This is a genomic window from Flavobacterium endoglycinae, from assembly GCF_017352115.1.
Taxonomy (GTDB): domain Bacteria; phylum Bacteroidota; class Bacteroidia; order Flavobacteriales; family Flavobacteriaceae; genus Flavobacterium; species Flavobacterium endoglycinae.
Window position 1 is genome coordinate 3053188 of record NZ_CP071448.1, and the last position, 26700, is coordinate 3079887.

Below are 26700 nucleotides of genomic sequence, written 5' to 3' on the forward strand. Positions count from 1 at the left end.
AAATTCAAAAGTAGTATTTATAATCAAGAAATAATCAGGCATTTATTGACTGGTAAATGACTGAATTTAATGTGCTTTTGCAGACATTCCAAAAAATGTAAAGCACTGATTGTTTATTTTTTGAAGTACAATTCTCATCATAAATCAATCTTTTTTATAGCTTTGTTAGGCAAAAACGAATTCAAACCATGGATACCGGTAAAGAACTTTTATTCTTTTTTAGTGCTTTGGGCGCTTTCAACGGAATTATTCTGGGCGTTTACTTTTTCTTTTTTACCAGAAAAAAATACCTGACGAATTACTTTTTAGGCGCACTTTTATTTGCGCTAAGTATTCGAATTGGAAAATCGGTTTTTGTTTATTTTCATCCTGAGCTGCCAAAAATGTATTTGCAGTTAGGACTTACGGCCTGCTTTTTTATTGGCCCTTGTTTGTATTACTTTCTTAAATCGGCAGTTGAAGAAGTCAATGTAATGCCAAAATCATGGAAACTGATATTGGTTTTCTGGGCAGTTCTAATTGTAGCGTTTGGAATTGCATTTCCGTATGAAGATTACCCCGATTTGTGGAGACAGTATTTTATAAAAGTCATTTATTTTCAATGGTTTGTTTACATTGCTTTTTCAACATTTCTTATTGAAAACGTTCTGAGAAAAATATTCAGCAGTAAAGAAAAAACAACTCCCGCCGAAATGTGGTTTGGAATGCTTTTTCTGGGGAATTTTTTATTGTTCCTTTTTTACTTCCTTTCGATCATGGGCGCTTCGGCAGCAACTTATATAAGCGGTGCAGTCGTTTTTTCATTTATTCTGTATCTAATTATTTCAATTCTTTTATATAGAAAAAAGACCGACGATTTGTTTCTACTGAATGGACCAAAAATCTCAGGCAAAAAAATAGAATCAGAAGAAGCTTTGATTTTATCTGAAAAACTGGAAAACATAATGACTGAAAAATCATTATATAAAAATCCCAATTTATCGCTTCAGGATTTATCGCAAGAAATTAATATCTCAAGTCACCAGCTTTCACAGTTTCTGAACAACAATCTCGGAAAGAATTTTACCAGTTTTGTGAATGAGTTTAGAATAAATGAAGCCTGCCGAATTATTACTTCAAATGATAAACTAACTTTGGAATCGGTTGGTTATGATGTGGGTTTTAATTCGAAATCAACATTCTTTGCTGCGTTTAAAAAACATACCGGAACGACTCCGCTTAATTATCAGTTGCAAGCTTTACAAACCTAAATGAGTATTGGTAAAGAAATATTGTTCTTCTTTGGTGCTTTGGGCGCTTTCAACGGATTTGTTTTAAGTCTGTATTTTTTCTTTTTAACCCAGAAAAAATATTTAAGCAACTACTTTCTCGGCGCCATGTTACTGGCTTTAAGCATCAGAATTACGGTTACGGTTTTTGTTTATTTCAATAATGATCTGCCTAAAACGTATTTGCAGATTGGACTTTCAGCGTGTCTGCTAATCGGTCCGTTTTTATATTTTGTTTTGCAATCAGGAATTCATTCTATTGTAAAAATTCCGTTGCAATGGAAACTGCATATAGCAGTTTGGCTGGTCATCATTATGCTGGCTGGATTTTGGTTTCCGTATCAAAACTATCCCATTTTATGGAATAACTATTTGGTTGCCTTGATTTTCTTTCAGTGGTTTTCGTATAGTCTTTTATCAGGTTTTGAAAATAGAATGCTTCTTCAAAAAATAATCTCAGATTATGCTAACGCTGTTCCAGCAGAAAAATGGTTTGGAACTATATTTCTTGGAAATGCGTTATTATTTCTATCCTATTTTCTAGGATTTTCAAGAGTGCCTTTTGTTTCATGCATAACTGGCGCAATTGCATTTACGTTTATTTTGTATTTGATTATTTTAGTTTTGATGCACAGAAAACGAACCGATGATTTATTTGTGTTCAACATCAAAGAGAAAAAACTGAACCAAGAAGAAGCTTTCGTTTTATCTCAAAAATTGGAAAAATTAATGCTCGAAAAGTCATTATTTAAAAATCCGAATTTGAGTTTAAACGATACGGCAAAAGAACTTGGGATTTCGACGCATCAATTGTCACAGTTTCTGAACAACAATATCGGAAAGAATTTTACCACTTTTGTAAATGAATTTCGAATAAACGAAGCCTGTGAAATTATGCTTTCAAACGAAAAATTGACTTTAGAATCTATAGGTTATGATGTAGGTTTTAATTCGAAATCAACATTTTTTGCGGCATTTAAAAAACATACTGGAACAACACCTTTAAATTACCAGATTCAGGCTTTACAAACCTAAAAACGAGTATCGATTTATAAATCCGTACTCCTGATTTCCCTTTCGATTACCTCATGTCGCGATTTACAGCTGACTTTTGTTCAACAAAAAAGTCAAATCTTAATCGCAAAAAATTTATGAGGTTTTTAATTCTAGTTTTCGTTTACCTGTATGTTTTCCTTTTTAATACTGCAGAAGGAAAAGCACAATCCATTCAAAAAATTTCAGGAAAAGTCGTCAATTCAACTAACGAATTTATGATGGGAACTGCGTCTGTCATCATAGTTCAAGATTCAACAATCATCAAACAGCAAGATTTTTTAGATGGAAGTTTTCAAATATCCGACATCAATCAAAAAGAGGTTTTAGTAAAACTAACTTCGGCTGAATTCGCAGACCGTTTTTTACGAGTTAATTATAACGGAAGTGAAAATGTAGATTTAGGAACTATTATCGTAAAAGAAAACAACAATCAATTGAATGAAGTCGTAGTTACAAGCCAGCCTTCGCTGTTGAAATATGGCGCCAACGGAAATATTGATGTTACTGTAAAAGGAACGGTTCTCGCCACGAGCAGTTCGGTTGATGAATTATTAGGAAGAGTTCCAAATGTAGTAGTTTCCGAAGGACAAATCAGCGTTCTTGGGAAAGGGGAAGCCATTATTTACTTAAATGGCGTATTGATTAATTACGAACGATTTGCTGCTATTCCGGTTTCGCAGATTGCAAAAATTGAAGTGATTTCAAATCCATCATCAAAATACGATGCCGAAGGTAAAGCCGTAATTAATATTGTTACCAAACAAAGTATTGAAAGCGGCATAATGGGAAGTGCGAGCCAGCATGCAGCGGTTTCTAAATTTGGAGGAGCCAGCACCAACACTTTTCTTGATTTTAATTATTCGAAAGGAAAATTCTCTTTTATTACCAATTACAGTTTACAGTTGGGCAGAAACCGCGAACTTTTGTACACCACAAGAACACGATCCAATCCTGATGATTATATGAAATCTGAATTGACAACTGATTGGAAAAGAAGATTCAATAATTATTCGAATTTCGGATTCGGTCTTCAATATAGTTTTTCTGCCGATAATTATCTTTCGCTTGCCTACAGCGGAAATATTAGTGATTTAGGCGGTGTTGTCGAAAGTCGGAATACACTCGATAACTATTCTGGACGCAGTTTTTATGCAACTGATGTTGACCGAAATGATGTTTTGCTCAATCAATTTATCAACTTAAATTATAATTTAAAAACAGATCAAAAAGGTTCAACACTGTTTATTGGTTCACAATATTCGAATTACAATCAGACAATAGGTGATTTAATTGAAGAAAACAGTTTGGTTGATGAAGAAACAGATCGACGATATTTAAAGAATAATGTAGGCAGCAGAATCAATATAATTGCAGTGCAGAGCGATTATATGAAAACGATAAATGAAAAAACGAAAATCGAAATAGGAGCGAAGTTTAGCCACGCCACCATAAAATCGGGAACGGATTTTTTAATTGCTGATGATATGAATACAGATTTCGAACTCGACGATGAACTTTCGAGTGATTTTGAATACAATGAAAAAATCGCTGCTGCTTATTTAAATTTTGGCGGAGCATTAAGCAATAAAGTCAATTTTTCTGTTGGCGCAAGAGCCGAAAAAACGAGCTATAATTTGTTTACAGATGCAAACGGAATCCAGAAATTTGAGAAAAGCTACAGTAACTTTTTTCCGAACTTACTTTTAAATTTCGATTTTTCTGAAGATTGGAAAGGACATTTTTCATACGCGGCCCGAATAACAAGACCGAGATATCAGGCATTAAATCCGTATGTTATTTATCAGGATCCGTTTACCACAATAGAAGGAAATCCAAATTTGCTTCCGGAAAAAACACATTCTTTTGAATTTGGCACGATGTACAAAAAGTTCGATTTTAAAATAGGCTATACGTATAAAATTGATCCTATTGCTGCGGCTGCACTTCGTGGCGACACGCCAAATAGTTATATCTTAAGAGCTTTAAACATCGAAAAGGGACATACTTTTTTTAGTTCGCTTTCTAGATCTTTTAATCTCAAATGGTGGACTTCAACCAATACCATAAGCGTGAACTTAACAAAATCAATTGACAACTTTTATGAATATGCTTTTAGTCCGGTAAAACCTCAAATTTATTTGTATTCGAATAATACTTTTACCATTCCGAAATATTTTAAACTTCAATTGCTGGCTTGGTATTTAGGAAATCGCAGTTACGGATTAGGAAGTGATAACAGTCGTTCGACTGTAACAGTAGGAATTGAAAGAAACTTTTTAAAGGATGCATTAAAGCTCAATTTTTCGGCAAATGATATCTTTCATAAATTTATGGTTTCTGGAGATTATAATGTTGGTCAAACACAGATCTATTACCACAGAACCTACACGAGTAATTATTTTAAATTGACAGCCACTTACAACTTCGGTAATTCCCAAAAGACGACTTATAAAAAATCTGAAATTGAACAATCTGAGAATAATAGAGCGAGATAAAATTATTGTTTTTGAATATCAGTTTAAAAAAAAGACTTCACTTTTTGGGTGAAGTCTTCTATAATGTGAATTGAAATAATTACCTGCTTATAAATTAATTTAATTCCTTAGTAACAATCTGCATTGTTTCACGGCTTACTTGTTTTAGTAAAACCTCTTTGTTGGTTTCCACAATTTGCGCGGCTTCTTCGGTAAAGTGACGAATAGTGTATAAAGTTACATTCTGGCTGTATTCTACTTTGAATTTTTTGGAAAGAATCGCATTCAATTCTGGGAAATTTCCAAATTTATCTTCCACACAAACAGAGAAACTAATCGCCGAATTCTGAATCAAGTTTACTTTGATTTTAAACTCGTGGAATAATCCAAAAATCTCGCTGATGTTTTCTTCCATAATAAAAGAGAAGTCAATAGAGGAAAGGGAGATTAAAAGCTGTTCTCTTTTTACAATAAAACATGGGTATTGTGGTTCTAAATCAACCCCTTTAGAAACGCAAGTTCCTTTTAAAAGCGGATTCACGAATGATTTTACATACAAAGGAATTTCTTTTTTCTGTAAAGGCTGTAACGTTTTTGGGTGAATAACCGTTGCTCCGTAAAATGCCAATTCGATTGCTTCACGATATGAAATTTGATTTAATAAACTTGCATTTTCAAAATAACGCGGGTCAGCATTCATAACTCCAGGAACGTCTTTCCAGATCGTTACGCTTTCGGCATTTAAGCAGTATGCAAAAATTCCGGCAGTATAATCAGAACCTTCACGTCCTAAAGTAGTCGTGAAATTGTTTTCATCAGCACCTAAAAATCCTTGCGTAATATTCAGCATTTTTCTAGGTACATTTTTGCTGATGTTTTCCTGAGTCGTTTCCCAGTCTACTTCTGCATCTCTGTAATTTGCATTTGTTTTAATGAAATTACGAACATCCAGCCATTGCGTCTGAATTCCTCTAAAATTCATATAGTGACTTAAGATATTAGTAGAAATCAATTCACCAAAACTTACCACTTGGTCGTAAACAAAGTTGTAGTTTGGAGATTTATTGTGAGCAAGAAAATATTCAAGTTCGGCAAACTGCGTATCTACAGCTGCGAAAACGGGATTGCTTTCGTCTTCAAATAAATCCAATAAGATTTGATTGTGATATTTTTTAATTTCTTGTACAGAAGAATTTAACTCAGGTGATTTATCAAAATAATTCTTGATAACGACTTCAAGAGCATTTGTTGTTTTTCCCATAGCCGAAACTACCAGAATCACATCTTCGTAACCTACTGTTTGTAAAACGTCGTAAACGTTTTTAATTCCATCGGCATCTTTTACAGATGCTCCTCCAAATTTAAATACTCTCATTTTTTAATTTATAGATTTTATTTTTCCGCCACGAATTCACGAATTATCTTTTTAAATCTTTGCGAATAAAAATTTCGTGAATTCGTGGCGAACAATTTTTTATAGTTTTTCTAAAAATGCATTAACGCCTGCTTCATCCATTTGTACCACTTGCCAATCTTCAAGAATTCTAGCACCGGAATTCTTGTAAAAATTTACTGCCGGTGTATTCCAAGCCAAAACATTCCATTCTACTCTGCGTACATTATCTCTTTTTCCTTGTTTCATAATTTCAGAATAAAGAGCAGAACCCAAACCTGTTCCGCGCATTTTTTCTTTTACAATTAAATCTTCAAGGTGGATTGTTTTTCCTTTCCAAGTAGAATAGCGGTAATAATACAACGCAATTCCAACAATCTCTTTTTGTTTTTCTTCGTTTTCAATCTCTGCTACAAAAACATGAAATAACGGTTTTTCGCCAAACCCATCACGTACCAGATCTTCTTCTGTAATGACAACCGCCTCGGGTTCTTTTTCGAATATTGCCAGCTCCTGAATTAGCTCCAACACCGATTTCATGTCTTCAGGATTTCCCTTTCTAATATTCATAAATTCCTATTATTAATTACTTATTAGCTAAAAAAGCTACATTTTATTTGATGCTTTTTGCTGATAATTAGCAAATATACAATAGTAGCAAACTAACGAAATAATTTTTAAATCATTCTCACAAAATACACGATATTTGTGACTTAAAATTAAAACTACAACGATATAGTAATGGAAGAACGCAATAAAACACTGGGAGAGTTTATTATTGAGAACCAAAAAGCATTTCAATATTCGTCGGGAGAGCTTTCCCGAATTATCAACTCTATACGTTTAGCGGCCAAGGTCGTAAACTATAAAGTAAACAAAGCCGGATTGGTGGATATTATTGGCGCTGCAGGCGAACAAAATATCCAGGGAGAAGATCAGCAAAAATTAGATGTCTATGCCAATGAAGTATTTATCCAGACGTTAATAAACCGTGAGATTGTCTGTGGTATTGCTTCTGAAGAAAACGACGATTTTATTACAGTTCAGGGGAGCGACAACTGTCATAATAATAAGTACGTGATCTTAATGGATCCGCTCGACGGGTCATCTAATATTGATGTCAATGTTTCTGTGGGAACTATTTTTTCTGTTTTTAGAAGAATAACTCCAATAGGAACTCCGGTAACTATTGAAGATTTTTTACAGCCGGGCATAAATCAAGTGGCAGCCGGATATGTAATTTACGGAACATCAACCATGTTGGTGTACACAACCGGTTATGGTGTAAACGGATTTACTTTGAATCCTGCCATTGGTACATTTTACCTTTCACATCCGAATATGAAGTTTCCAGAAAACGGGAATATCTATTCTGTAAACGAAGGAAATTATGTTCATTTTCCGCAGGGCGTAAAAAATTACATTAAATACTGCCAGCGCGAAGAAGAAGACCGACCTTATACTTCTAGATATATAGGAAGTCTCGTGGCCGATTTTCACCGAAACATGATTAAAGGCGGAATCTATATTTATCCAACAAGTTCAAAAGCGCCAAAAGGAAAATTACGTTTATTATACGAATGCAATCCAATGGCTTTTATTGCTGAGCAGGCTGGAGGAAAAGCAACAGATGGTTTCGGACGAATTATGGAAATCCAACCAACCGAACTACACCAAAGAGTTCCGTTTTTCTGCGGAAGCAAAAGCATGGTAGAAAAAGCTGAAGAGTTTATGGCTGAATAGCTTTTAGTCTCAGTTTTTTAGTCACAGTCTCAGTTTGTCAGTCTGAAAACAAACCCGACAATTTTAAAATTGTCGGGTTTAATATTTATATGTATTAATCCATTTTATTTAGGAGATGTACATTCCATAGGAATGTTTCATGGGTAGAATTAAATTTGGAGTTCAGTTATACGTTCCGTAGGAAGGTTTGATGATGATGCAGATGTATTCTTCTATAAAAACAAGTGTCCTGTAAGGACACAAACGCAAAACAATAATTTTTTTTATACCGATCAGATATTCCTACGGAATAATAAAACATTCTTATTTGATACTAGCTGAGCAAAATACTGTAAACTAAAAAACGGCGACTGTAAACTGAAAAATACTAAAAACATACGCAACCATTTTTGTACTTACTCATCTTTATTAAGATAACCACATATTTATTATTCAAAAAAATAAAATATTATGAAAACCAGATTACTATTTACCTTGTTTAGTGCGCTTTCCTTTTTTATAATTTCCTGCAGTACTGATGAAAATAATGGCGGCGGTGTTATAGGCGGCGGTTCTGATCCTATTAAACTTTCTAATAAAAAAATAAGTTTCAGTTCAGAAGCAAATTCAGTTACAATAACTTCTCAATCAAAATGGTGGAAGATAGGTGATATAAGACTGAATGATGAAAAATTCGGTTTTAACAGCGAAATAGCAGCTCAGCAGAGTTTTATTTTAAAGTACAACGAGTTTCAGATCGAAAGAAAAGAAGGAACGACTATCATAATTAATATAAATAAAAACACGACCAATCAGGACAGAAATCTTATTATTACCCTGCAGGAAGGCAATTATTATGATAATATAAATATTTCACAGGCAAAATAAATTCAGTTGTTATAATCGGAACTACAAAATAAAAACCCGACAGATTTTAAAGTCTATCGGGTTTATAATTTAATGTAAGTTTTAAAAATTCGGTATAAGTTATAAACTGCGACCGAAAACTAAACGCTATTATTTGTTCATATTCTCCATTTCAAAAAGGAAAGTATCTAGATCTACCTTTTTGTCAACTAGAGAAAGTGCTTTTGCTACAATGTGGTTTACGTTTCCTGGAGTAAATCCTAAAGCTAATCCCATACGTCTTAGCATTACTTCCTGAAGATCTCCTAAATGATGGTCAACATGTACCATTCTTGCTAAATCATATAAACGCTCTAAACGCTGAGTGTATAAATAAGGTGGGTTTATTGGGTGTTTCCAAGGGTCAGCAAGAATCTCTTTGTATTCCTCGTCTGAAATTTGCAATGTCGACGCAATTTTATCCAAAAACTCTTGTTCCTGTTGGTTGATTCTACCGTCAGCAAAAGCTACACGCACAATTGCAGAGAAATGACCTCTGTTTCTTTGTTTGAATTCGTTATCAAATAATTCTGAAAATGGCATAATTAAATAAGTTTTTATAGAACAAATATAGTCCTATTTTTAAATTATCGATTTTAAATTTCTCATAAAATTTAACTTATTTTTATTGTACGATTTGACAAGGTAAATCCTTAAGTTTGAAAATTAATCGTAAGTTTACAACCCCTAATTATTTAATTTTCGAATACCTATGTCACAATTTTGGATTTATTTTCAAATAGGATTAAAACATGTTTTAGATATCAATGCCTACGACCATGTTCTTTTTTTAATTGCCCTAACAGTGCCTTATACTTTTAAGGATTGGAAACGTATTTTGCTACTGGTATCTGTGTTTACAATCGGGCACACATTGGCGTTAATACTTTCTGTTTTTGGAATAATTGCCATAAAAGTGAATATAGTAGAATTCTTAATTCCGATTACAATTTTAATTACCGCTTTATATCATTTATTTACAGCAGGAAAGACCTCAAAAAATGATAGTATAAATCTGGTATTTTTTATAACTTTATTCTTTGGTATTATTCATGGTTTGGGGTTCTCTAATTATTTCAAAACAATCTTAGGAGGATCTGCCACATCAAAATTATTACCTTTAGGAGAGTTTGCTTTAGGAATAGAAGCGGCACAGCTTGTAGTTGTTTTTGTCGTTTTGGTTATATCATATATAGTGCAGACCGTTTTCCGTTTTTCAAAACGTGACTGGGCACTAGTAATGTCGGCTTTCATTATTGGAGTAGTAATTCCAATGATCATTGATAGTCCGATTTGGAACAGATAAATTTAAATGGAAGTAAAAAAACTAAATAAATACGATAAGGCTTATCTGCGAATCGCCACAGAATGGAGTCTGTTATCGTATTGTAAACGAAAACAAGTTGGAGCCATAATTGTAAAGGACAGAATGATTATTTCTGACGGATACAATGGCACACCATCTGGATTTGAAAATTGCTGCGAAGACGAAAACGGATTAACACGCTGGGACGTTCTGCATGCCGAAGCAAATGCAATATTAAAAGTAGCCAGATCAACACAATCTTGTGAAGGAGCTACTTTATATATTACACTTTCGCCTTGTAAAGAATGCAGTAAATTAATCCATCAATCAGGAATTAAACGTGTAGTGTATCACACTGGTTACCGTGATGATTCTGGGATTCAGTTTTTATTAAAAGCAGGTGTCGAAGTAGAACATATTCCTGTTTTAGAAGAATAAATGAAATTCAATTCTAAATATCTGCCAATTGTAATAGGAGCGACTTTTGCTCTTGGAACCATAGCTGGAAGTTTAATGAACGCTCCTGCTAACGATCAGTTTTTGGCTAAAAATTACTCTAAAACCAAACTGAATAAACTGATTGATTTTATCAATACAGAATATGTTGACAGCATCAACACTGATTCGATCGTAAATCTTACCGTTGATAATATCCTTTCAAAACTCGATCCGCATTCCGTTTATATTCCGCCAAGCGAACAGGCAGAAGTTGCCGAAAGCATGAAAGGTGATTTTGTTGGAATTGGAATTAATTTCTACATGTACAAAGATTCGGTTGCCATCATAAAACCAGTCGAAAACGGGCCTTCTGCGAAAGCGGGACTAAAATCTGGAGACCGAATTTTATTTGCTGGAAAAACCAAATTATACGGTAGAAAATTACCTTCAGATAGTTTATTCTCTAAATTAAAAGGATTAAAAGGTTCTGAGATCGAACTGACGGTTTTTAGAAAATCGGAACAGAAGAAATTAAAATTTAAAATCAAAAGAGATGTTATTCCAATAAAAAGCGTCGATGCTTCTTTATTGATTGGAAATAATGTTGGATATATAAAAATCAATCGTTTTGCCGAAACTACTTTTAATGAATTTAAAACCGGCTTAACGAAACTAAAACAAAAAGGAATTCAGTCGCTTGTGATCGATCTTCGCGATAATGGCGGAGGTTATATGGAAGAAGCGATTGCAATTGCTGATGAATTCTTAAAAGACAAACAGCTCATCGTTTTCACCAAAAGTAAAAACGGAACTACCGAAAAAACATTTGCTACAAAAGCTGGAAGTTTTGAAACTGGAAAAGTATATGTTTTAATTAACGAAAACAGTGCATCTGCCAGTGAAATTTTGGCTGGAGCTATTCAGGATAACGACCGCGGAACTATTGTTGGGCGTCGTTCTTTTGGAAAAGGACTTGTACAGCGCGAAATGGATTTTAACGACGGATCAGCTGTTCGTTTAACCGTAGCAAGATATTACACACCAACCGGACGTTCGATTCAGAAACCGTATAAAAAAGGAAATGAAGAATATTTTAAGGAATCAGAATCAAGAATTGCAACTGGCGAATTGTATGCAAAAGACAGCATAAAAGTAGCGGATTCTTTAAAATTTAAAACACCAAAAGGAAAAATCGTTTACGGCGGGGGCGGAATCGTTCCGGATGTTTTTGTGCCAATGGAAGCCGAACATGGAAATGAAAATGTAGCCTATCTTCTGCAGACTGGAATCGTAGGTCATTTTGTTTTTGAAGAATTAGACAAAGACCGAAATGCTTTTGCAGGACTCAAATTTAATGAGTTTCTGGATAAAATGAAGAATTCGGATTCGTATTTTAAAAAATTCAAAACTTATATTGCTTTAACAGGTTTAGATTTAAAACTGGACAAAACAAAATCTCTGGTAAATCGATATATTACGGCAGAATTTGCCCGACAGTTGTTTGGTGAAAATTATTATTATGATGTTATTTTAAAAGATGACGCCATGATTAAAACCATTTTGAATCCGAAAAAATAACTTTAATCTTTAGTTTAATGGAAAAAGCTGCAATTGTAACCGCTGAAATCGAACTTTTAACAGCTATTAAAACGGCTGATGTTGAGGTTCTGGATAAAATGTTGCATCAAGATTTACTCTTTAATATGCCCGATGGGCAAACGATTACTAAAGAATTTGATCTGCAGTCCTACCGTTCTGGAAAAATGAAAATTGACAGCTTAGAAGCTTTTGACCAAGTTATTAATGTAATTGATGATTCGGCAGTTGTTGCTGTTACGATTTCATTAAAAGGAACTTACGATCAAAATCCTATTAAGGGCGTTTTTAGATACATTAGGATTTGGAAACAATTTAATGAAAACTTAAAAGTAATTGCCGGAAGTTGTACGCAACTGGCATAAATTTTGACCGCAGAAATAACATAACTTAAAATATAAAGCAATCTTTTCAATAGTAGAATTATTATTGAATTTCGGTTAAAATTTGTCCTATGAAAAATCTAAAAAGAATCAGTTTACTTGTCATTTTAATCACCTTTATTATCTCCTGCTCAGGTGTGAAAAACAATAATGCAATTTCAATTTCAGGAAAAGTCGAATCAATTGAAGGTGGAAAAGACGGCTACACGGCAAAAATCATTACTGATAAAAAAGAAGTTTATTTTGCTACCATCAGTATTGTAAATGTAGGCGGACCTCAAAACTACAAACAATTGAAAATTGGCAATCAAGTTTCCTTAAAAGGAGAAGGCTGGAAAACCGAAGATGAAAATCATCTAAAAGTAACTGAAATCGTTTCGGTTAAATAATTAAACATAAATAAAAATAAACCATTAAGAGATTAAGTGTATTAAGCTTTACAGCTTATTTTTTAATCTTTTAATGGTTTTTTTATTGTTAATTCATAATATTGCTTCGACAAAAAGTATTTAAGGAAAGCTTAATCCACTTAATGCCTTAATGGTTCAAAAGAAAAAAAATTATCGAATACTATCGTGAGCGTGAGTTTGCACGCCATTATTCCATAAAGTAAGAATGTCTGTTGCAACAGCAGCACCGCTGCCGGCAGCAATTGCTAACTGGCTTCTCCAGCCTGCCAAAGTTCCAATCACATAAATACCGTCGGCAACCTTGTGGTCTTCGTTTTTCAGCTGAATACGCTGTTTTTCAGGAAGAGCTTTTTTATGCGGTTCAACAAACTGCATCAAGCCTTGGATGTCAAAAGTATTAGCAGAACCAATTCCAACCACGATATTTTTTGATTTATACGAGTTTTTGTTCGTTACTACCGTAAATTCAGGATAAGAACCCTCAATTTGCATTACTTTTTCATTTGGAATCTGCTCAATATGCGGATAAGTCACTGCAAGATCCTGAGTGCTTTCTGTAAGCAATTCACAACCTAATTTGCCTGGAACGATTCCGTAAGCGTTATAAAAGATCGCTTCTTGTAAAGAAGAATTTTTTTGATGTGTAAATATTCCGATTTTTTTGTCGGTAACAAACGATTTGTTTTTTGCTGATCCCAGAACCAGAGCGCAGGACATTCCTGATACTCCACCGCCGATAATTAAAACATCAAACATATATTATCTGCCATTTGTTTTTTCTTCGATTCTTTTAGAAATTCTAAAAATCAGAAGAATCAATACGGCGCAAAAAGAAGCTGCGATTCCAATAAATGCGACCATACTATCACCCTGAAAAGGATTTTTAAAGTCTAATAGCGTTATATTAAAAACAATTAGAGCCAATGCTAAAAGCACTAAAATTGAAGTAAAGATTTTCATATTGGTTGTTGTTGGTCTAAAATACTCAAGTTAAACTTTGTGGTTACTAGCCTTAAAGTTGTGTTTTAGAAATTTTATTGGGTAAAAGTATAAAAATAAATCTTAGACAAACAAACCTTTAACATTAGCAGCGAATAATTTAACAGCAATTGCTAAAAGTATCACTCCAAACGTCTTACGAACTACTCCAAGTCCATTTTCACCCAACAAATCTTCTATCTTTTTAGAAGACTTCAAAACCACATAAACCAGAATAATATTCAGTACAATTGCAATGATTATATTAATGGTGTGAAATTGCGAACGCAATGATAATAAAGTAGTCATAGTTCCGGCTCCGGCAATAAGTGGAAATGCCAATGGAACGATAGAAGCAGAGCCTGGCTCTTCGTCGCGGTAAATTCTTATTCCTAAAATCATTTCCAGAGCAAGAAAGAACAATACAAACGATCCGGCAACGGCAAACGAGTGAACATCGATACCAATTAAATTCAATAATCCTTCTCCAACAAAAAGAAAAACAATCATAATGGCGCCAGCAACGATAGATGCTTTTTCAGATTCGATGTGTCCAACTTTTGCTCTTAAATTCACAATAATCGGAATAGAACCTACAATATCAATTACGGCAAAAAGCACCATACTAACAGTAATGATTTCTTTAAAATCGATTTCTAACATATCGCTTTGATTTTTAGGGTTTAAAAAACTGCTGCAAAAGTAGTTAATAAAGTTAGGTGTTTTTTCGACAGATTGTACTTTTGTTATAAAAACATGTTTTGTTGGTTAAAAAAGTGATATTTGTAACATTTATTGTTTTCTTTTGCATTTAGTAAAAAGTTATCATAGGTTTAACCCCAAAGCACGCAAAGTTGTTTCGCAAGGTTTGTAAGTTTTAATGGCTATTGTCAGTCTTGCAAAAATAATTTTTGCGAACACTGCGTAAATCCCTGCGAACTTTGAGGTTAAATTTTTGACAATGAATATCTGCTTGACTATCTTTGCACTTTATAAATTACAGTATTTTAAAATCATGTTTCAGTTAGGTAAAACGATTATTTCAGAAGACATTCTGGAAAAAGAATTTGTGTGCAACTTGTCTGCTTGCAAAGGGGCTTGTTGTGTTGATGGAGATGCGGGCGCGCCTTTAAATGAGGCTGAAACGAAAATCTTAGAAGAAATTTATCCGAAAGTAAAACCCTTTTTACGGAAAGAAGGAATTGAAGCAATCGAAGCTCAGGGAACTTGGGTAACAGGAACCGATGGCGATCTTGAAACTCCTCTTATAGATAATAAAGATTGTGCGTATGTCATTTTTGATGGTAAAACAGCGCTTTGCGGAATTGAGCAGGCATACAACCAAGGAGTTGTTGACTGGAAAAAACCCGTTTCGTGTCATTTATATCCAATTCGAGTAAAAGACTTCACAGAATTTGCTGCGGTTAATTATGACCGATGGGATATTTGTGATGATGCCTGTTCTTTAGGAAAAGAATTAGAAGTTCCAGTGTATAAATTTGTTAAAGAAGCGCTCATTCGACGCTTTGGAGAAGACTGGTATATGGAACTTGAAAAAGTAGCCGAAGAACTTAAAAATTCGTAAAAAAGTAAGCCTATAATTTAGGCTTTTTTTATGCGCTTTTTTGACTCAAAAAAATATAGTTTTAACTCAAAAAATCTTTTTTAAAAGTATTTAAAAATTCTTGTTTTTTATTTCAAAAATTCTATATTTTACGCGGGTTTTCAGTTGAATTAGTGTTGTTAATACACTCATTTGCAATCCTTTAATTGTTTTCTTGAAAATAGTGCGTTTTTTTGGCGTTGTTAAAAACTCCATCGAATTGTGAATAAGTTTGGCTTTCATTTTTGGCGTTAATTGACAATCTTTGTAGTCTATTGATTTGGATGAAAAATCGGTACAAAAATTAAACAAAATTGTCATGTCGCAAATAGAGCCAATCTTACAAGAAAATAAAAATCGTTTCGTCATTTTTCCTATCAAACATCATGATATTTGGGAATGGTATAAAAAAATGGAAGCTAGTTTCTGGACTGCTGAAGAAATTGATTTGCACCAAGACTTGACTGATTGGAATAACAAACTTAATGACGACGAGAGATATTTTATTAAACACATTTTAGCATTTTTTGCTGCGTCTGACGGAATCGTAAATGAAAACCTTGCCGAGAATTTTGTTAACGAGGTTCAATATGCCGAAGCGAAGTTTTTTTATGGGTTTCAAATCATGATGGAGAATATTCATAGTGAGACGTATTCTTTATTAATCGATACTTATGTAAAAGACGAAGCAGAAAAAACAGAATTGTTTAATGCTTTAGAAGTATTCCCTGCAATTGCTAAAAAAGGAGAATGGGCTTTAAAATGGATCGAGTCAGATTCATTTGCTGAAAGACTTATTGCTTTTGCTGCCGTTGAAGGAATCTTTTTCTCAGGTGCTTTCTGTTCAATTTATTGGTTGAAAAAACGTGGTTTAATGCCAGGTTTAACATTCTCTAATGAATTGATTTCTCGTGACGAAGGCGTACATTGTGATTTTGCAGTTCACCTGCACAATCACCACTTAGTAAACAAAGTGCCAAAAGATAGAATTAAAGAAATCATTGTTGATGCTTTAGATATCGAAAGACAGTTTGTTACAGAATCTCTTCCGGTAAGTTTAATTGGAATGAATGCAGCTTTAATGACACAATATTTAGAATTTGTTGCAGACAGATTGTTAGTAGAATTAGGTTGCGAGCGTGTGTATGGATCAGCGAATCCGTTTGATTTCATGGATATGATTTCTCTTCAAGGAAAAACTAATTTCTTTGAAAAACGTGTTGCAGAGTATCAAAAATCAGGTGTTATGAACACCGACAGCGATGCCCAGAAAATTTCATTTGATGCAGATTTTTAGGTAACAAAAATACTTTTGGCGTCTACTCTTCAAGAGACGCCGAAAAAAGATAACAGAATATTTTTAAGGTTGAATCTCTTTCCCCAAGTCGCAGATTCAATAGCAATTTTTGACGTATTTAAATTCGATTTTCGAATTTGAAACGAGTAACTATTGAGAATTTGGTAATTCTCAAAAAATAAATTTAAAACACGCAATGTTTAAGTACCGGAACTCGTTCTCTAGGTACTTTTACTTTCATTTTTTCAACAAACTAAAAAAGTAAGCTTATGTATGTAGTAAAAAGAGATGGCCACAGAGAGCCCGTAATGTTTGATAAGATTACAGAAAGAATCAAAAAATTGTGTTACGGCTTAAATGAGCTTGTAGATCCTGTTAAGGTAGCCATGAGAGTTATCGAAGGATTGTATGATGGGGTTTCTACTTCTGAATTAGATAATCTTGCGGCAGAAACTGCTGCTTCTATGACTATTGCGCATCCTGATTATGCACAATTAGCAGCTCGTGTGGCAATTTCAAATTTACACTCAAATACTAAAAAATCTTTCTCGGAAACGATGAAAGACATGTATAATTATGTAAATCCAAGAAATGGACAAGAAGCTCCATTAATTGCTGATGATGTATACAAAGTAATTCAGGAAAATGCTGCATTTCTAGATTCTCACATTATTTATACAAGAGATTTTAATTACGATTACTTTGGTTTTAAAACCTTAGAGCGTTCTTATCTTCTTAAAATAAACGGAAAAATCGTAGAGCGTCCGCAGCACATGTTAATGCGTGTTTCTGTTGGTATTCACTTAGATGATTTAAAATCAGTAATTGAAACGTACGATTTAATGTCAAAAAAGTTCTTTACGCACGCAACGCCAACGTTGTTCAATGCAGGAACTCCAAAACCTCAAATGTCTTCTTGTTTCCTTTTGGCAATGCAGGACGATAGTATTGATGGTATTTACGATACATTAAAACAAACAGCAAAAATCTCGCAGTCAGCAGGAGGAATTGGACTTTCTATTCATAACGTTCGTGCAACTGGATCATATATTCGTGGAACGAACGGAACTTCAAACGGAATTGTTCCAATGTTAAGAGTGTTCAACGATACGGCTCGCTATGTAGATCAAGGTGGTGGAAAACGTAAAGGAAGTTTTGCGATTTATATCGAAACTTGGCATGCTGATATCTTTGAATTCTTGGATTTAAAGAAAAACACAGGAAAAGAAGAAATGCGTGCGAGAGATTTATTCTTCGCCATGTGGACTTCAGATTTATTCATGAAACGTGTTCAGGAAGATTCAACTTGGACTTTAATGTGTCCAAACGAATGTCCAGGATTATATGATGTTTACGGAGAAGAATTCGAAGCATTATACACAGATTATGAATTTAGAGGAAAAGGAAGAAAAACAATCCGTGCTCGTGAATTATGGGAGAAAATCCTAGAATCTCAAATCGAGACTGGAACGCCATATATGTTGTACAAAGATGCAGCAAACCGTAAATCGAACCACAAGAATTTAGGAACTATCCGTTCTTCAAACTTGTGTACAGAGATTATGGAGTTTACTTCTAAAGATGAAATTGCAGTTTGTAACTTAGCTTCAATCTCATTGCCAATGTTCATTGAAAACGGACAATTCGATCACCAAGCACTTTACAATGTTACAAAACGCGTAACTCGTAACCTGAACAAAGTAATCGATAGAAACTACTATCCAGTAAAAGAAGCTGAAAACTCAAACATGCGTCACCGTCCGGTTGGATTAGGAGTGCAAGGTTTAGCAGATGCTTTTATCATGTTGCGTATGCCTTTTACAAGTGATGAGGCTAAAAAATTAAACCAAGAAATTTTTGAAACATTATACTTCGCTGCTGTAACTGCCTCTATGGAAATGGCAAAAGAAGAAGGACCATATTCAACTTTCGAAGGTTCTCCAATGTCACAAGGAGAATTTCAGCACAATATGTGGGGAATGAAAGACGAAGAATTATCAGGTCGTTGGGACTGGGCTTCCTTAAGAAAAGAAGTTATGGAGCATGGAGTTCGTAACTCTTTATTAGTGGCACCAATGCCAACAGCTTCAACTTCTCAGATTTTAGGAAACAACGAAGCTTTCGAACCATATACTTCAAACATTTATACGCGTCGTGTATTGTCTGGAGAGTTCATCGTAGTAAACAAACATTTACTGGAAGATTTAGTAAAATTAGGTTTATGGAACGAGTCATTGAAGCAAGAAATTATGCGTCATAATGGATCTGTTCAAAATATTGACATTATTCCGCAAGACTTAAAAGACCTTTACAAAACAGTTTGGGAAATGTCAATGAAAGATATTATCGATATGTCTCGTCAAAGAGGTTACTTCATTGATCAATCTCAGTCATTGAACTTGTTCATGCAAGATGCAAACTATTCTAAACTGACTTCAATGCACTTCTATGCTTGGCAGTCTGGTTTAAAAACAGGAATGTATTACCTAAGAACAAAAGCGGCTGTGGATGCGATTAAATTCACATTAAACAACGATAAAAAAGAAGAAACGGCGCCTTCTTTAGTTCAAGAAAGTGAAGCAATCAGCGTTGAAGATTACAAAGCAATGTTATTAAAAGCACAAGCTGCAGATCCAGAGGATTGCGAAATGTGTGGCTCTTAATCTTTTTTAAAAGACAGAAAATAGAATAAAGAGAAAAATTTTATTCTTATTGATATAGAAAGCAGTTGTCATTTTGATAACTGCTTTTTATTTGGATTTATTTTCTGAACTTTGTTTGAATCAGTATAAGTTTAAAGTTTTTTGTTTAAAAAGCTATACCAGCATTTGTAAATTTCAAACCAGTTATATTGATTTCATTTATTTTGTCGATAAATTTTTGTGTGCAAAAATAAAAAGAGCTGAATCTTTTGTCTCGAAAAATTTCTTTATTGAGAATGTTCTCGAGTTTAAATTTCATCGTACCATTTTTAAATGAATTCATAAAATCTTCGTGCGAAATTCCTTCATATTCTATAGTTTCAACTGATTTGATTATATTGGCTATATAAAAAGAATCATTAAGCTCAGGAGTGTTGATCTTTAAATATTCAATACTTTCTTCAGAGAGTTTAGTGAAAATGTCTTTATAGTTTTCTTCAATCATCAATACTCCTGAATGGTAGCAGCTGGCTTTGAAATCAATTTTCCGTGTGTCAGTTTTCTTTTTAGGATCTTTAAATAAAAAGTAATTGCACGATTTCCAATTCTTAATTAAAGATGTGCCGTCAGTGCTTGTTAATCCATTATCATCAAACGGAATTAAGAACCTATAATTCTCATAGTCAGACCCAATTTTGTAAATATCCATTTCTTGAGTTTTTATAATTTCACATTTCAGGTGTAAATTTCGAATTACTGATGATAAAAAAAAGACATGAAAAGGTTTTAAAATAATAAGTTAGGGTATTTTTATAGTTTCCTATTGCAGGAGCTATTTCCCGCTTTACGTTTCAATCTTTTTATTTTTAAAGAAAAAATAAAAAGGATTTCCACTTCAATCGGGGCTAAAATGTTTAGATTGTATTAATATAATTTGAAAAAATGGGTTTATTAGAAGAAACAATTCAAAATAAAAAAGAGCTTTATGATCTTGCAACACAGTATTTGGAAAAGATCGATCCGCAAGAAATTGAAAATTTAAATTTTGATAATGTTGTTTCGAAATCTATCTCAATTTTAATTAATCATGATTTTATTAAAACTCCTTGTATTGAAATCAATTTAGAACTTCAAAAAGATCAAGTTAAAGCTGGAAATTATTTCTTATATATTGATGAAAATAAACAATTTTTGGATGAATTCTTATTTTAAAAATTTTAAAATTATTAAATATAGCCCAAGGTTTTAACCTTGGGTACATAACGAGAGGGAAAACATCGAAAGCTTGGGCTATGTTTGATTATGAATAAACCAGTTTCTGGACTATTTTGAGTTGTTAGCCACGAATTCACGAATTTTATTTTTGAAAACCTATATGTTTAATAGGTGCAATTTGAATTAATAACCACAAAGATTCGCTTAAATTCGTGAATTCGTGGCGAAAAAAAACCTCAGAACCTCGTTTTAATATTCTCATTTTAAGCCGATTTTTTTATATTATCATACAAAACCTTCTAAATTTGTTAAGAAATCCTTTTTTGTTTCATAAAATGCAATCTTTTTTTTGGTGCAGTAAAAATAATTTATACATTCGCAAAGAATTTACAAAATAACACAAACAAAATGGCAACTAACCGTTTTTATTTTAGCAACAATTTTTATTTCTTCTTTAGTAGAAGTCAGGATTGTGCTATGGTTATTTGAGATCAAATTTTAAGACAAATAAAACTAATATACAATCCTGATGCAAATCAGGATTTTTTTTTGACTATATGACAACGAAAATTGCAATACAAGGTATTAAAGGATCATTTCATCATCAGGTTGTGAAAGAGTATTTCTCTGAAAATGTGGAAATTGATGAATGCTTATCTTTTGAAGAATTGATCGACAGCCTTATTGCCGGAAAATCTGATCAAGCTGTAATGGCGATCGAAAACTCGATTGCTGGCCCGATTATCCCGAATTATGCCTTGATCGACAAGAATAATTTGCACATTATTGGAGAGCATTATTTGAATATTCAGCAGAATTTAATGGCTTTAAAAGGTCAGAAAATTGAAGATATCAGAGAAGTTCATTCGCACCCAATGGCACTTTTACAGTGTATGGATTTCTTGAAACAATATCCAAATATCAAATTGGTTGAGGATAAAGATACAGCAGAAACAGCAAGAAGAATTCAGGAAAACCGATTAACCGGAATTGCTGCCATTGCGAGTGTAACGGCTTCAGAAATGTACGATCTTGATATTATTGCATCATCGATTCAAACGATCAAAAACAATATGACTCGTTTCGTAATCATTAAAAAGCAAAATTCATTTTTGCCAGAAAGCGAAATCAACAGAGCTTCTGTCAAATTTGAATTAGATCATAAAAGAGGAAGCTTAGCAGCAGTTTTGAATGTAATGAGCGACTGCAAACTGAATTTGACAAAAATCCAGTCGCTTCCAAAAATAGAAACACCTTGGAAATATTCATTCTTCGTTGACGTAACATTCGAGAAATACGAAGATTTTGCAAAAGCCAAAGCGTTATTAAACATAATGGCAGAATATTTTAAAGTGTTGGGAGAATATAAAAATACGAGACCTTAAAGAAATTATAAGTTAAGAGTTATAAATTATAAGTTACAAGTTATAAAGCTTAAAGCTTATGGCCTAAAGCCTAAAGCAAAAATTAAAAAGCAAATAAAAAAATGATTACAACAGCAAAACGATTAGACACAGTTGAAGAATACTACTTCTCATCAAAATTAAGAGAAGTGAGACAACTGATGTCTGAAGGAAAATCGATCATCAACATGGGAATTGGAAGCCCTGATTTGAGTCCGTCGAAAGCAGTAATTGAAGCAGTAGCTTCAGCAATTCAGGACGAGAATGGGCATGGTTATCAAAGCTATCAGGGATTACCAGAAATGAGGCAGGCGATGGCAGATTTTTATCAAAATCAGTTTGGTGTTGAAGTGAATCCGAATAATGAGATTTTACCGCTCATGGGTTCAAAAGAAGGAATTATGCATATTTCGCTTGCATTTTTAAATCCGGGCGATCACGTTTTAATTCCGAATCCAGGTTATCCAACTTATACTTCGGTAACCAATTTGGTAGAAGCAGTTCCGGTTTATTATGACTTGAAAGAAGAAAATGCATGGGAACCAGACTTCGAAGCTTTAGAAAAATTGGATCTTTCGAAAGTAAAAATAATGTGGCTGGGTTATCCACACATGCCGACAGGAGCTAGAGGAAGTTTGGCGTTATTTGAAAAATTGGTTGCTTTTGCTAAAAAACACAACATATTATTGATTAACGATAATCCGTATAGTTTTGTTTTGAATGATAATCCGATGAGTTTATTGCAAGTTGAAGGGGCGAAAGAGGTGGCTTTAGAATTAAACTCTTTAAGTAAAACATTCAACATGGCAGGCTGGAGAGTCGGAATGGTTTTAGGAAATCCTGAAGTTATCGATGCGGTTTTAAAAGTAAAAAGCAACATGGACAGCGGAATGTTCTACGGAATCCAAAAAGGGGCAATTGCAGCTTTAAAGTGTGATAAATCTTGGTTTGAAGATCAAAACAAAATTTACAAACGCCGCAGGGAATTGACTGAAAAGCTAGCAGAAAAATTAAACTGCAAAGTGTATAAAGAAGGAGTTGGGCTTTTTGTCTGGGCTAAACTTCCAGAAGGAATCGAATCAGCAGAGAAGTTCATTGACGAAATATTATATGATAAACATATTTTCATTACCCCGGGAACCATTTTTGGAAGCAACGGCGAAGGATATATTAGATTCTCATTGTGTGTAAAAGAAGAAAAAGTACAAGAAGCGATTGATCGATTTTAGGACTAACGTTTCCTGCAAGGTTTTCAAAACCTTGTAGGTATGAATTCGAAAGTCTGAAATTAGAAACCTACAAGGTTTTGAAAACCTTGCAGGAACGGCTTCAAATAAAAAAGAATATGAAAGTATACGTAATAGGAATAGGATTAATAGGAGGTTCAATGGTGTTAGATATCAAAGGACGTTATCCTGATGCGACTATTTTAGGAATCGATAATAACGAAAAACATTTGCAGGAAGCAATTGATCTTGGAGTTATTGATGAAGCGGGAAGCTTTGACGATTTACAAAAAGCCGATTTTGTAATTGTTTCGGTTCCAGTAGATGTATCACTGACCGTTTTACCTAAAGTTTTGGATGCAGTAGGAGATAAAACAATAGTTTTTGAAGTAGGATCGACTAAAAAACCAATTTGTGAAGCAGTAGCCAATCACCCAAAAAGAAGAAATTTTATTGCCACGCACCCAATCGCCGGAACAGAGTTCTCAGGGCCATCAGCAGCAATAAGAGGTTTGTTTCAAGGAAAAACAAACATTATCTGTGAAGTCGAAAAGACAGCTTTTAAATTACAAGAGAAAGCATTAAATCTTTTTACTTCAATTGGAATGAGAATTCGATATATGGATCCCGTTTCGCACGATAAACACATTGCTTATGTTTCGCATTTATCGCACATTAGTTCGTTTATGCTCGGAAAAACTGTAATGGTAAAAGAAAAAGATGAACAAGATATTTTTGATATGGCGGGAAGTGGATTTGAAAGCACCGTTCGTCTGGCAAAAAGTTCACCCGCGATGTGGACACCCATTTTTAAACAAAACAAAGAATACGTTCTGGAAACCTTAGAAGGGTATATTGCAAATTTAACTCAATTTAGAGATTTGCTGGCAGACGATAACTACAACGCCATTTTTGAAGAAATGGAAAGTGTAAATAAAATTAGAGAAATATTAAACGGAATAACTATAAAAAAGTAAACTATAAAAACGATGGAAAATAAAAAAGAAATGAGAAAGTGGTTAGAAGATTTCAATTTAAATCACCCACTTGTGATAGCTGGACCTTGTAGTGCAGAAACTGAAGATCAAGTTTTGAAAATTGCTCACGAATTAAAAGATTCAAAAGTAAGCGTATTCAGAGCGGGAATCTGGAAACCAAGAACGCGTCCGGGAGGATTTGAAGGTGTTGGTGAAATTGGATTAAAATGGTTACAAAAAGCTAAAGCTGAAACTGGTTTATTAATGGGAACTGAAGTAGCAACTGCAGCGCACTGTAAATTAGCTTTAGAACACGATATCGACGTATTATGGGTTGGTGCACGTACAACTGCAAACCCTTTCGCAGTTCAAGAAATTGCTGATACATTAAAAGGAACTGATAAAATTGTTTTGGTGAAAAACCCAGTAAACCCAGATTTAGCTTTATGGTTAGGTGGTGTTGAACGTTTACACATGGCAGGTATCGAGAAATTAGGTGTTATCCACAGAGGTTTCTCTACTTACGAAAAAACAAAATACAGAAACATTCCAGAATGGCAGATTGCTATCGAATTACAAAACAAATTCCCTGATTTACCATTAATCATCGATCCATCTCACATTACAGGAAACCGTAATATGATTTTCGAAGTAACTCAAGAGGCTTTAGACTTGAATTACGATGGTATGATTATCGAAACGCATTTTGATCCAGACAATGCTTGGTCTGATGCAGCTCAACAAGTAACTCCAGATTCTTTAAAACAAATCATCAAAGATTTGACGATCAGAAAAACGGATGATACTACAGATGAGTACAGCCAAAAAATGACAAAACTAAGAGCAAACATCGACGTTTTGGATGCGAACTTATTAGAGTTGTTAGGAAAACGTATGAAAGTGGCTGACGAAATTGGTCAAGTGAAAAAAGACGCAAACGTTGCCATTCTTCAAAACAACCGTTGGAACGAAATCTTAGGAAAAATGATTTTGGAAGGTGAGAAAAAAGGTCTTACAGAAGAGTTTGTTTTGAAATTATTCAAAGCGATTCACCAAGAAAGTATTGGTCACCAAGAGAAAATTTTCAACGCATAATTTTCTTTTAACCACATAAGTGATATAAGTTAATTTAAGTTTCTTTTGAAATTTGTTATTTGATTTAATTATATCATTATTTGAAAATAGATTGTTTTTTAAAATCCTCATCACTTTGTAAAAGAAGTGTTGGGGATTTTTGTTTTTTAAAACATAGCCCAAGTTTTAACCTTAGGAACGCTATCCATATCCCAATCTTTGTCTCCCACGGTTGAAACCGTGGGCTATGTTTAAAAATATTCATTTATCTTTGCAGAGATTTAGGCTAAAATCTAAAATCAGAAATCTAAAATCAACAATTTGAATTGAATGACAGGAACCGTTTATAAATCTACAGGAAGCTGGTATACCGTAAAATCTGAAAATGGAGATTTTGTGGAATGCCGTATGAAAGGGAAATTCAGAATAAAAGGTATTAAAAGTACCAACCCAATTGCTGTAGGCGATATAGTCGATTATGAATTGGAGCAAACTTCGGATGCTGTTACTGGAATGATTCATAATATCCACGAAAGAAAAAATTATATCGTTCGTAAATCGGTTAACTTGTCTAAGCAGATTCACATTATTGCTTCTAATATCGATCAGGTTTTCCTGTTGATTACAATCGATAATCCGCCAACTACTACCAGTTTCATCGATCGTTTTTTAGTTACTGCCGAAGCGTACGGAATTGAAGCTGTTCTTGTTTTCAATAAAATCGATACTTTAACAGATCAGACTCTAGACGATCAGCTTTATCTACAACATATTTATTCTGAAATTGGATATAAATGTCTCCGAATTTCTTCTACAGAAAATAAAGGTGTTGACAAGCTGAAAGAAATGATGATTGGCAAAGTCAGCATGTTTTCCGGCCATTCTGGTGTTGGTAAATCTACTTTAGTAAATGCTTTAGAACCAAGTCTTCATTTAAAAACTTCCGTAATTTCAGAACAAAGCAAACAAGGACAGCATACTACCACTTTTGCCGAAATGTACGATTTGTCTTTTGATGCCCGAATTATCGATACGCCAGGAATTAAAGGTTTCGGAATTGTCGATATGGAACCTTCAGAAATCAGTCATTACTTTCCAGAATTCTTCAGATTGCAAGATCAATGTAAGTTCAATAATTGCCTCCATAAAGAAGAACCACATTGCGCCATCAAAACTGCCTTAGAAAAAGATGAAATTGCTTGGTCACGTTACAATAGTTATCTCAAGATCCTCGAAGGCGACGACGAACATTATCGTACCGATATTTATGGTGAAGATCGCGCTGCTAGTGATGAAACGAGAAAGTAATTGTGAATGCTGAATTGTAAATTGT

At 33.8% G+C, this 26700-nt stretch carries 26 protein-coding genes; 19 read left to right on the top strand and 7 right to left on the bottom strand.

The window, feature by feature from the left end; all coding sequences use genetic code 11:
• Positions 1–188 precede the first annotated feature (188 nt).
• The 3 genes from J0383_RS13325 to J0383_RS13335 all read left to right on the top strand — a co-directional run bounded on the left by J0383_RS13325 (position 189) and on the right by J0383_RS13335 (position 4819).
• Positions 189–1250 (top strand): helix-turn-helix domain-containing protein, encoded by a 1062-nt coding sequence (locus J0383_RS13325; RefSeq protein ID WP_207294534.1) that lies wholly within the window; start codon positions 189–191, stop codon positions 1248–1250.
• The gene (locus J0383_RS13330; RefSeq protein WP_207294535.1) at positions 1251–2303 is read left to right on the top strand and encodes a helix-turn-helix domain-containing protein; all 1053 of its coding nucleotides are present in this window, start codon (positions 1251–1253) and stop codon (positions 2301–2303) included.
• A 116-nt stretch (positions 2304–2419) separates the two neighbouring features.
• On the top strand, positions 2420–4819 hold the full coding sequence (locus tag J0383_RS13335; protein WP_207294536.1) for a TonB-dependent receptor domain-containing protein: 2400 nt from the start codon (positions 2420–2422) through the stop codon (positions 4817–4819).
• A 94-nt stretch (positions 4820–4913) separates the two neighbouring features.
• Here the strand turns inward: J0383_RS13335 and J0383_RS13340 are convergent, their stop codons facing one another.
• Together J0383_RS13340 and J0383_RS13345 are read right to left on the bottom strand one after the other, a co-directional pair.
• Complete coding sequence (locus tag J0383_RS13340; protein ID WP_207294537.1) at positions 4914–6173, bottom strand: aspartate kinase; 1260 nt, start codon at positions 6171–6173, stop codon at positions 4914–4916.
• Between the two features lie 99 nt (positions 6174–6272).
• Complete coding sequence (locus J0383_RS13345) at positions 6273–6761, bottom strand: GNAT family N-acetyltransferase (protein ID WP_207294538.1); 489 nt, start codon at positions 6759–6761, stop codon at positions 6273–6275.
• Positions 6762–6932: 171 nt separating this feature from the next.
• On the opposite strand from J0383_RS13345, the gene fbp reads away from it, so the two are divergent.
• Both fbp and J0383_RS13355 read left to right on the top strand, forming a co-directional pair.
• Entirely contained in the window at positions 6933–7934 is a 1002-nt protein-coding gene (fbp, locus tag J0383_RS13350; RefSeq protein ID WP_207294539.1) for a class 1 fructose-bisphosphatase, read from the top strand.
• Positions 7935–8384: 450 nt separating this feature from the next.
• Complete coding sequence (locus tag J0383_RS13355) at positions 8385–8801, top strand: hypothetical protein (RefSeq protein WP_207294540.1); 417 nt, start codon at positions 8385–8387, stop codon at positions 8799–8801.
• 129 nt (positions 8802–8930) lie between these two features.
• On the opposite strand, the gene J0383_RS13360 is transcribed toward J0383_RS13355, so the two are convergent.
• Complete coding sequence (locus J0383_RS13360) at positions 8931–9362, bottom strand: TerB family tellurite resistance protein (protein ID WP_207294541.1); 432 nt, start codon at positions 9360–9362, stop codon at positions 8931–8933.
• A 169-nt stretch (positions 9363–9531) separates the two neighbouring features.
• Between J0383_RS13360 and J0383_RS13365 the strand changes: the two genes are divergently transcribed.
• From J0383_RS13365 to J0383_RS13385, 5 genes are all read left to right on the top strand, one after another.
• Positions 9532–10125, top strand: a complete 594-nt coding sequence (locus J0383_RS13365; protein ID WP_207294542.1) for a HupE/UreJ family protein — start codon at positions 9532–9534, stop codon at positions 10123–10125.
• A 6-nt stretch (positions 10126–10131) separates the two neighbouring features.
• Positions 10132–10563 carry a deoxycytidylate deaminase gene (locus J0383_RS13370; protein ID WP_207294543.1) on the top strand — a complete coding sequence of 144 codons (432 nt, stop codon included), beginning with the start codon at positions 10132–10134 and terminating at the stop codon, positions 10561–10563.
• Positions 10564–12141: a S41 family peptidase gene (locus tag J0383_RS13375; protein ID WP_207294544.1), complete on the top strand. Its 1578-nt coding sequence runs from the start codon at positions 10564–10566 to the stop codon at positions 12139–12141.
• Between the two features lie 17 nt (positions 12142–12158).
• Positions 12159–12524: a nuclear transport factor 2 family protein gene (locus tag J0383_RS13380; RefSeq protein WP_207294545.1), complete on the top strand. Its 366-nt coding sequence runs from the start codon at positions 12159–12161 to the stop codon at positions 12522–12524.
• A gap of 89 nt (positions 12525–12613) precedes the next feature.
• The gene (locus J0383_RS13385; RefSeq protein ID WP_207294546.1) at positions 12614–12931 is read left to right on the top strand and encodes a hypothetical protein; all 318 of its coding nucleotides are present in this window, start codon (positions 12614–12616) and stop codon (positions 12929–12931) included.
• A gap of 171 nt (positions 12932–13102) precedes the next feature.
• On the opposite strand, the gene J0383_RS13390 is transcribed toward J0383_RS13385, so the two are convergent.
• The 3 genes from J0383_RS13390 to J0383_RS13400 all read right to left on the bottom strand — a co-directional run bounded on the left by J0383_RS13390 (position 13103) and on the right by J0383_RS13400 (position 14593).
• Positions 13103–13708, bottom strand: coding sequence for an FAD-dependent oxidoreductase (locus J0383_RS13390; RefSeq protein ID WP_207294547.1), 606 nt, complete (start codon positions 13706–13708; stop codon positions 13103–13105).
• Between the two features lie 3 nt (positions 13709–13711).
• Positions 13712–13912, bottom strand: a complete 201-nt coding sequence (locus tag J0383_RS13395; RefSeq protein ID WP_026728410.1) for a hypothetical protein — start codon at positions 13910–13912, stop codon at positions 13712–13714.
• A gap of 102 nt (positions 13913–14014) precedes the next feature.
• Positions 14015–14593: a MarC family protein gene (locus J0383_RS13400; RefSeq protein ID WP_207294548.1), complete on the bottom strand. Its 579-nt coding sequence runs from the start codon at positions 14591–14593 to the stop codon at positions 14015–14017.
• 352 nt (positions 14594–14945) lie between these two features.
• On the opposite strand from J0383_RS13400, the gene J0383_RS13405 reads away from it, so the two are divergent.
• The 3 genes from J0383_RS13405 (at position 14946) to J0383_RS13415 (ending at position 19493) form a co-directional block, all read left to right on the top strand.
• A complete protein-coding gene (locus J0383_RS13405; protein WP_207294549.1) occupies positions 14946–15515 on the top strand; it encodes a DUF3109 family protein in 570 nt (189 codons plus the stop codon).
• A gap of 337 nt (positions 15516–15852) precedes the next feature.
• Positions 15853–16830, top strand: coding sequence for a ribonucleotide-diphosphate reductase subunit beta (locus tag J0383_RS13410; RefSeq protein ID WP_207294550.1), 978 nt, complete (start codon positions 15853–15855; stop codon positions 16828–16830).
• Between the two features lie 269 nt (positions 16831–17099).
• Entirely contained in the window at positions 17100–19493 is a 2394-nt protein-coding gene (locus J0383_RS13415; RefSeq protein ID WP_207294551.1) for a ribonucleoside-diphosphate reductase subunit alpha, read from the top strand.
• A 145-nt stretch (positions 19494–19638) separates the two neighbouring features.
• On the opposite strand, the gene J0383_RS13420 is transcribed toward J0383_RS13415, so the two are convergent.
• Complete coding sequence (locus J0383_RS13420) at positions 19639–20181, bottom strand: imm11 family protein (RefSeq protein WP_207294552.1); 543 nt, start codon at positions 20179–20181, stop codon at positions 19639–19641.
• A 233-nt stretch (positions 20182–20414) separates the two neighbouring features.
• On the opposite strand from J0383_RS13420, the gene J0383_RS13425 reads away from it, so the two are divergent.
• The 6 genes from J0383_RS13425 to rsgA all read left to right on the top strand — a co-directional run bounded on the left by J0383_RS13425 (position 20415) and on the right by rsgA (position 26675).
• Positions 20415–20684 carry a hypothetical protein gene (locus tag J0383_RS13425; protein ID WP_207294553.1) on the top strand — a complete coding sequence of 90 codons (270 nt, stop codon included), beginning with the start codon at positions 20415–20417 and terminating at the stop codon, positions 20682–20684.
• 560 nt (positions 20685–21244) lie between these two features.
• The gene (locus J0383_RS13430) at positions 21245–22072 is read left to right on the top strand and encodes a prephenate dehydratase (RefSeq protein WP_207294554.1); all 828 of its coding nucleotides are present in this window, start codon (positions 21245–21247) and stop codon (positions 22070–22072) included.
• Positions 22073–22173: 101 nt separating this feature from the next.
• Positions 22174–23319 (top strand): pyridoxal phosphate-dependent aminotransferase, encoded by a 1146-nt coding sequence (locus J0383_RS13435; RefSeq protein ID WP_207294555.1) that lies wholly within the window; start codon positions 22174–22176, stop codon positions 23317–23319.
• A 116-nt stretch (positions 23320–23435) separates the two neighbouring features.
• Entirely contained in the window at positions 23436–24293 is an 858-nt protein-coding gene (locus J0383_RS13440) for a prephenate dehydrogenase (protein ID WP_207294556.1), read from the top strand.
• A 12-nt stretch (positions 24294–24305) separates the two neighbouring features.
• Positions 24306–25388, top strand: coding sequence for a bifunctional 3-deoxy-7-phosphoheptulonate synthase/chorismate mutase type II (locus J0383_RS13445; protein ID WP_207294557.1), 1083 nt, complete (start codon positions 24306–24308; stop codon positions 25386–25388).
• A 309-nt stretch (positions 25389–25697) separates the two neighbouring features.
• Positions 25698–26675: a ribosome small subunit-dependent GTPase A gene (rsgA, locus tag J0383_RS13450; protein WP_207294558.1), complete on the top strand. Its 978-nt coding sequence runs from the start codon at positions 25698–25700 to the stop codon at positions 26673–26675.
• The last annotated feature ends 25 nt before the right edge of the window (positions 26676–26700 follow it).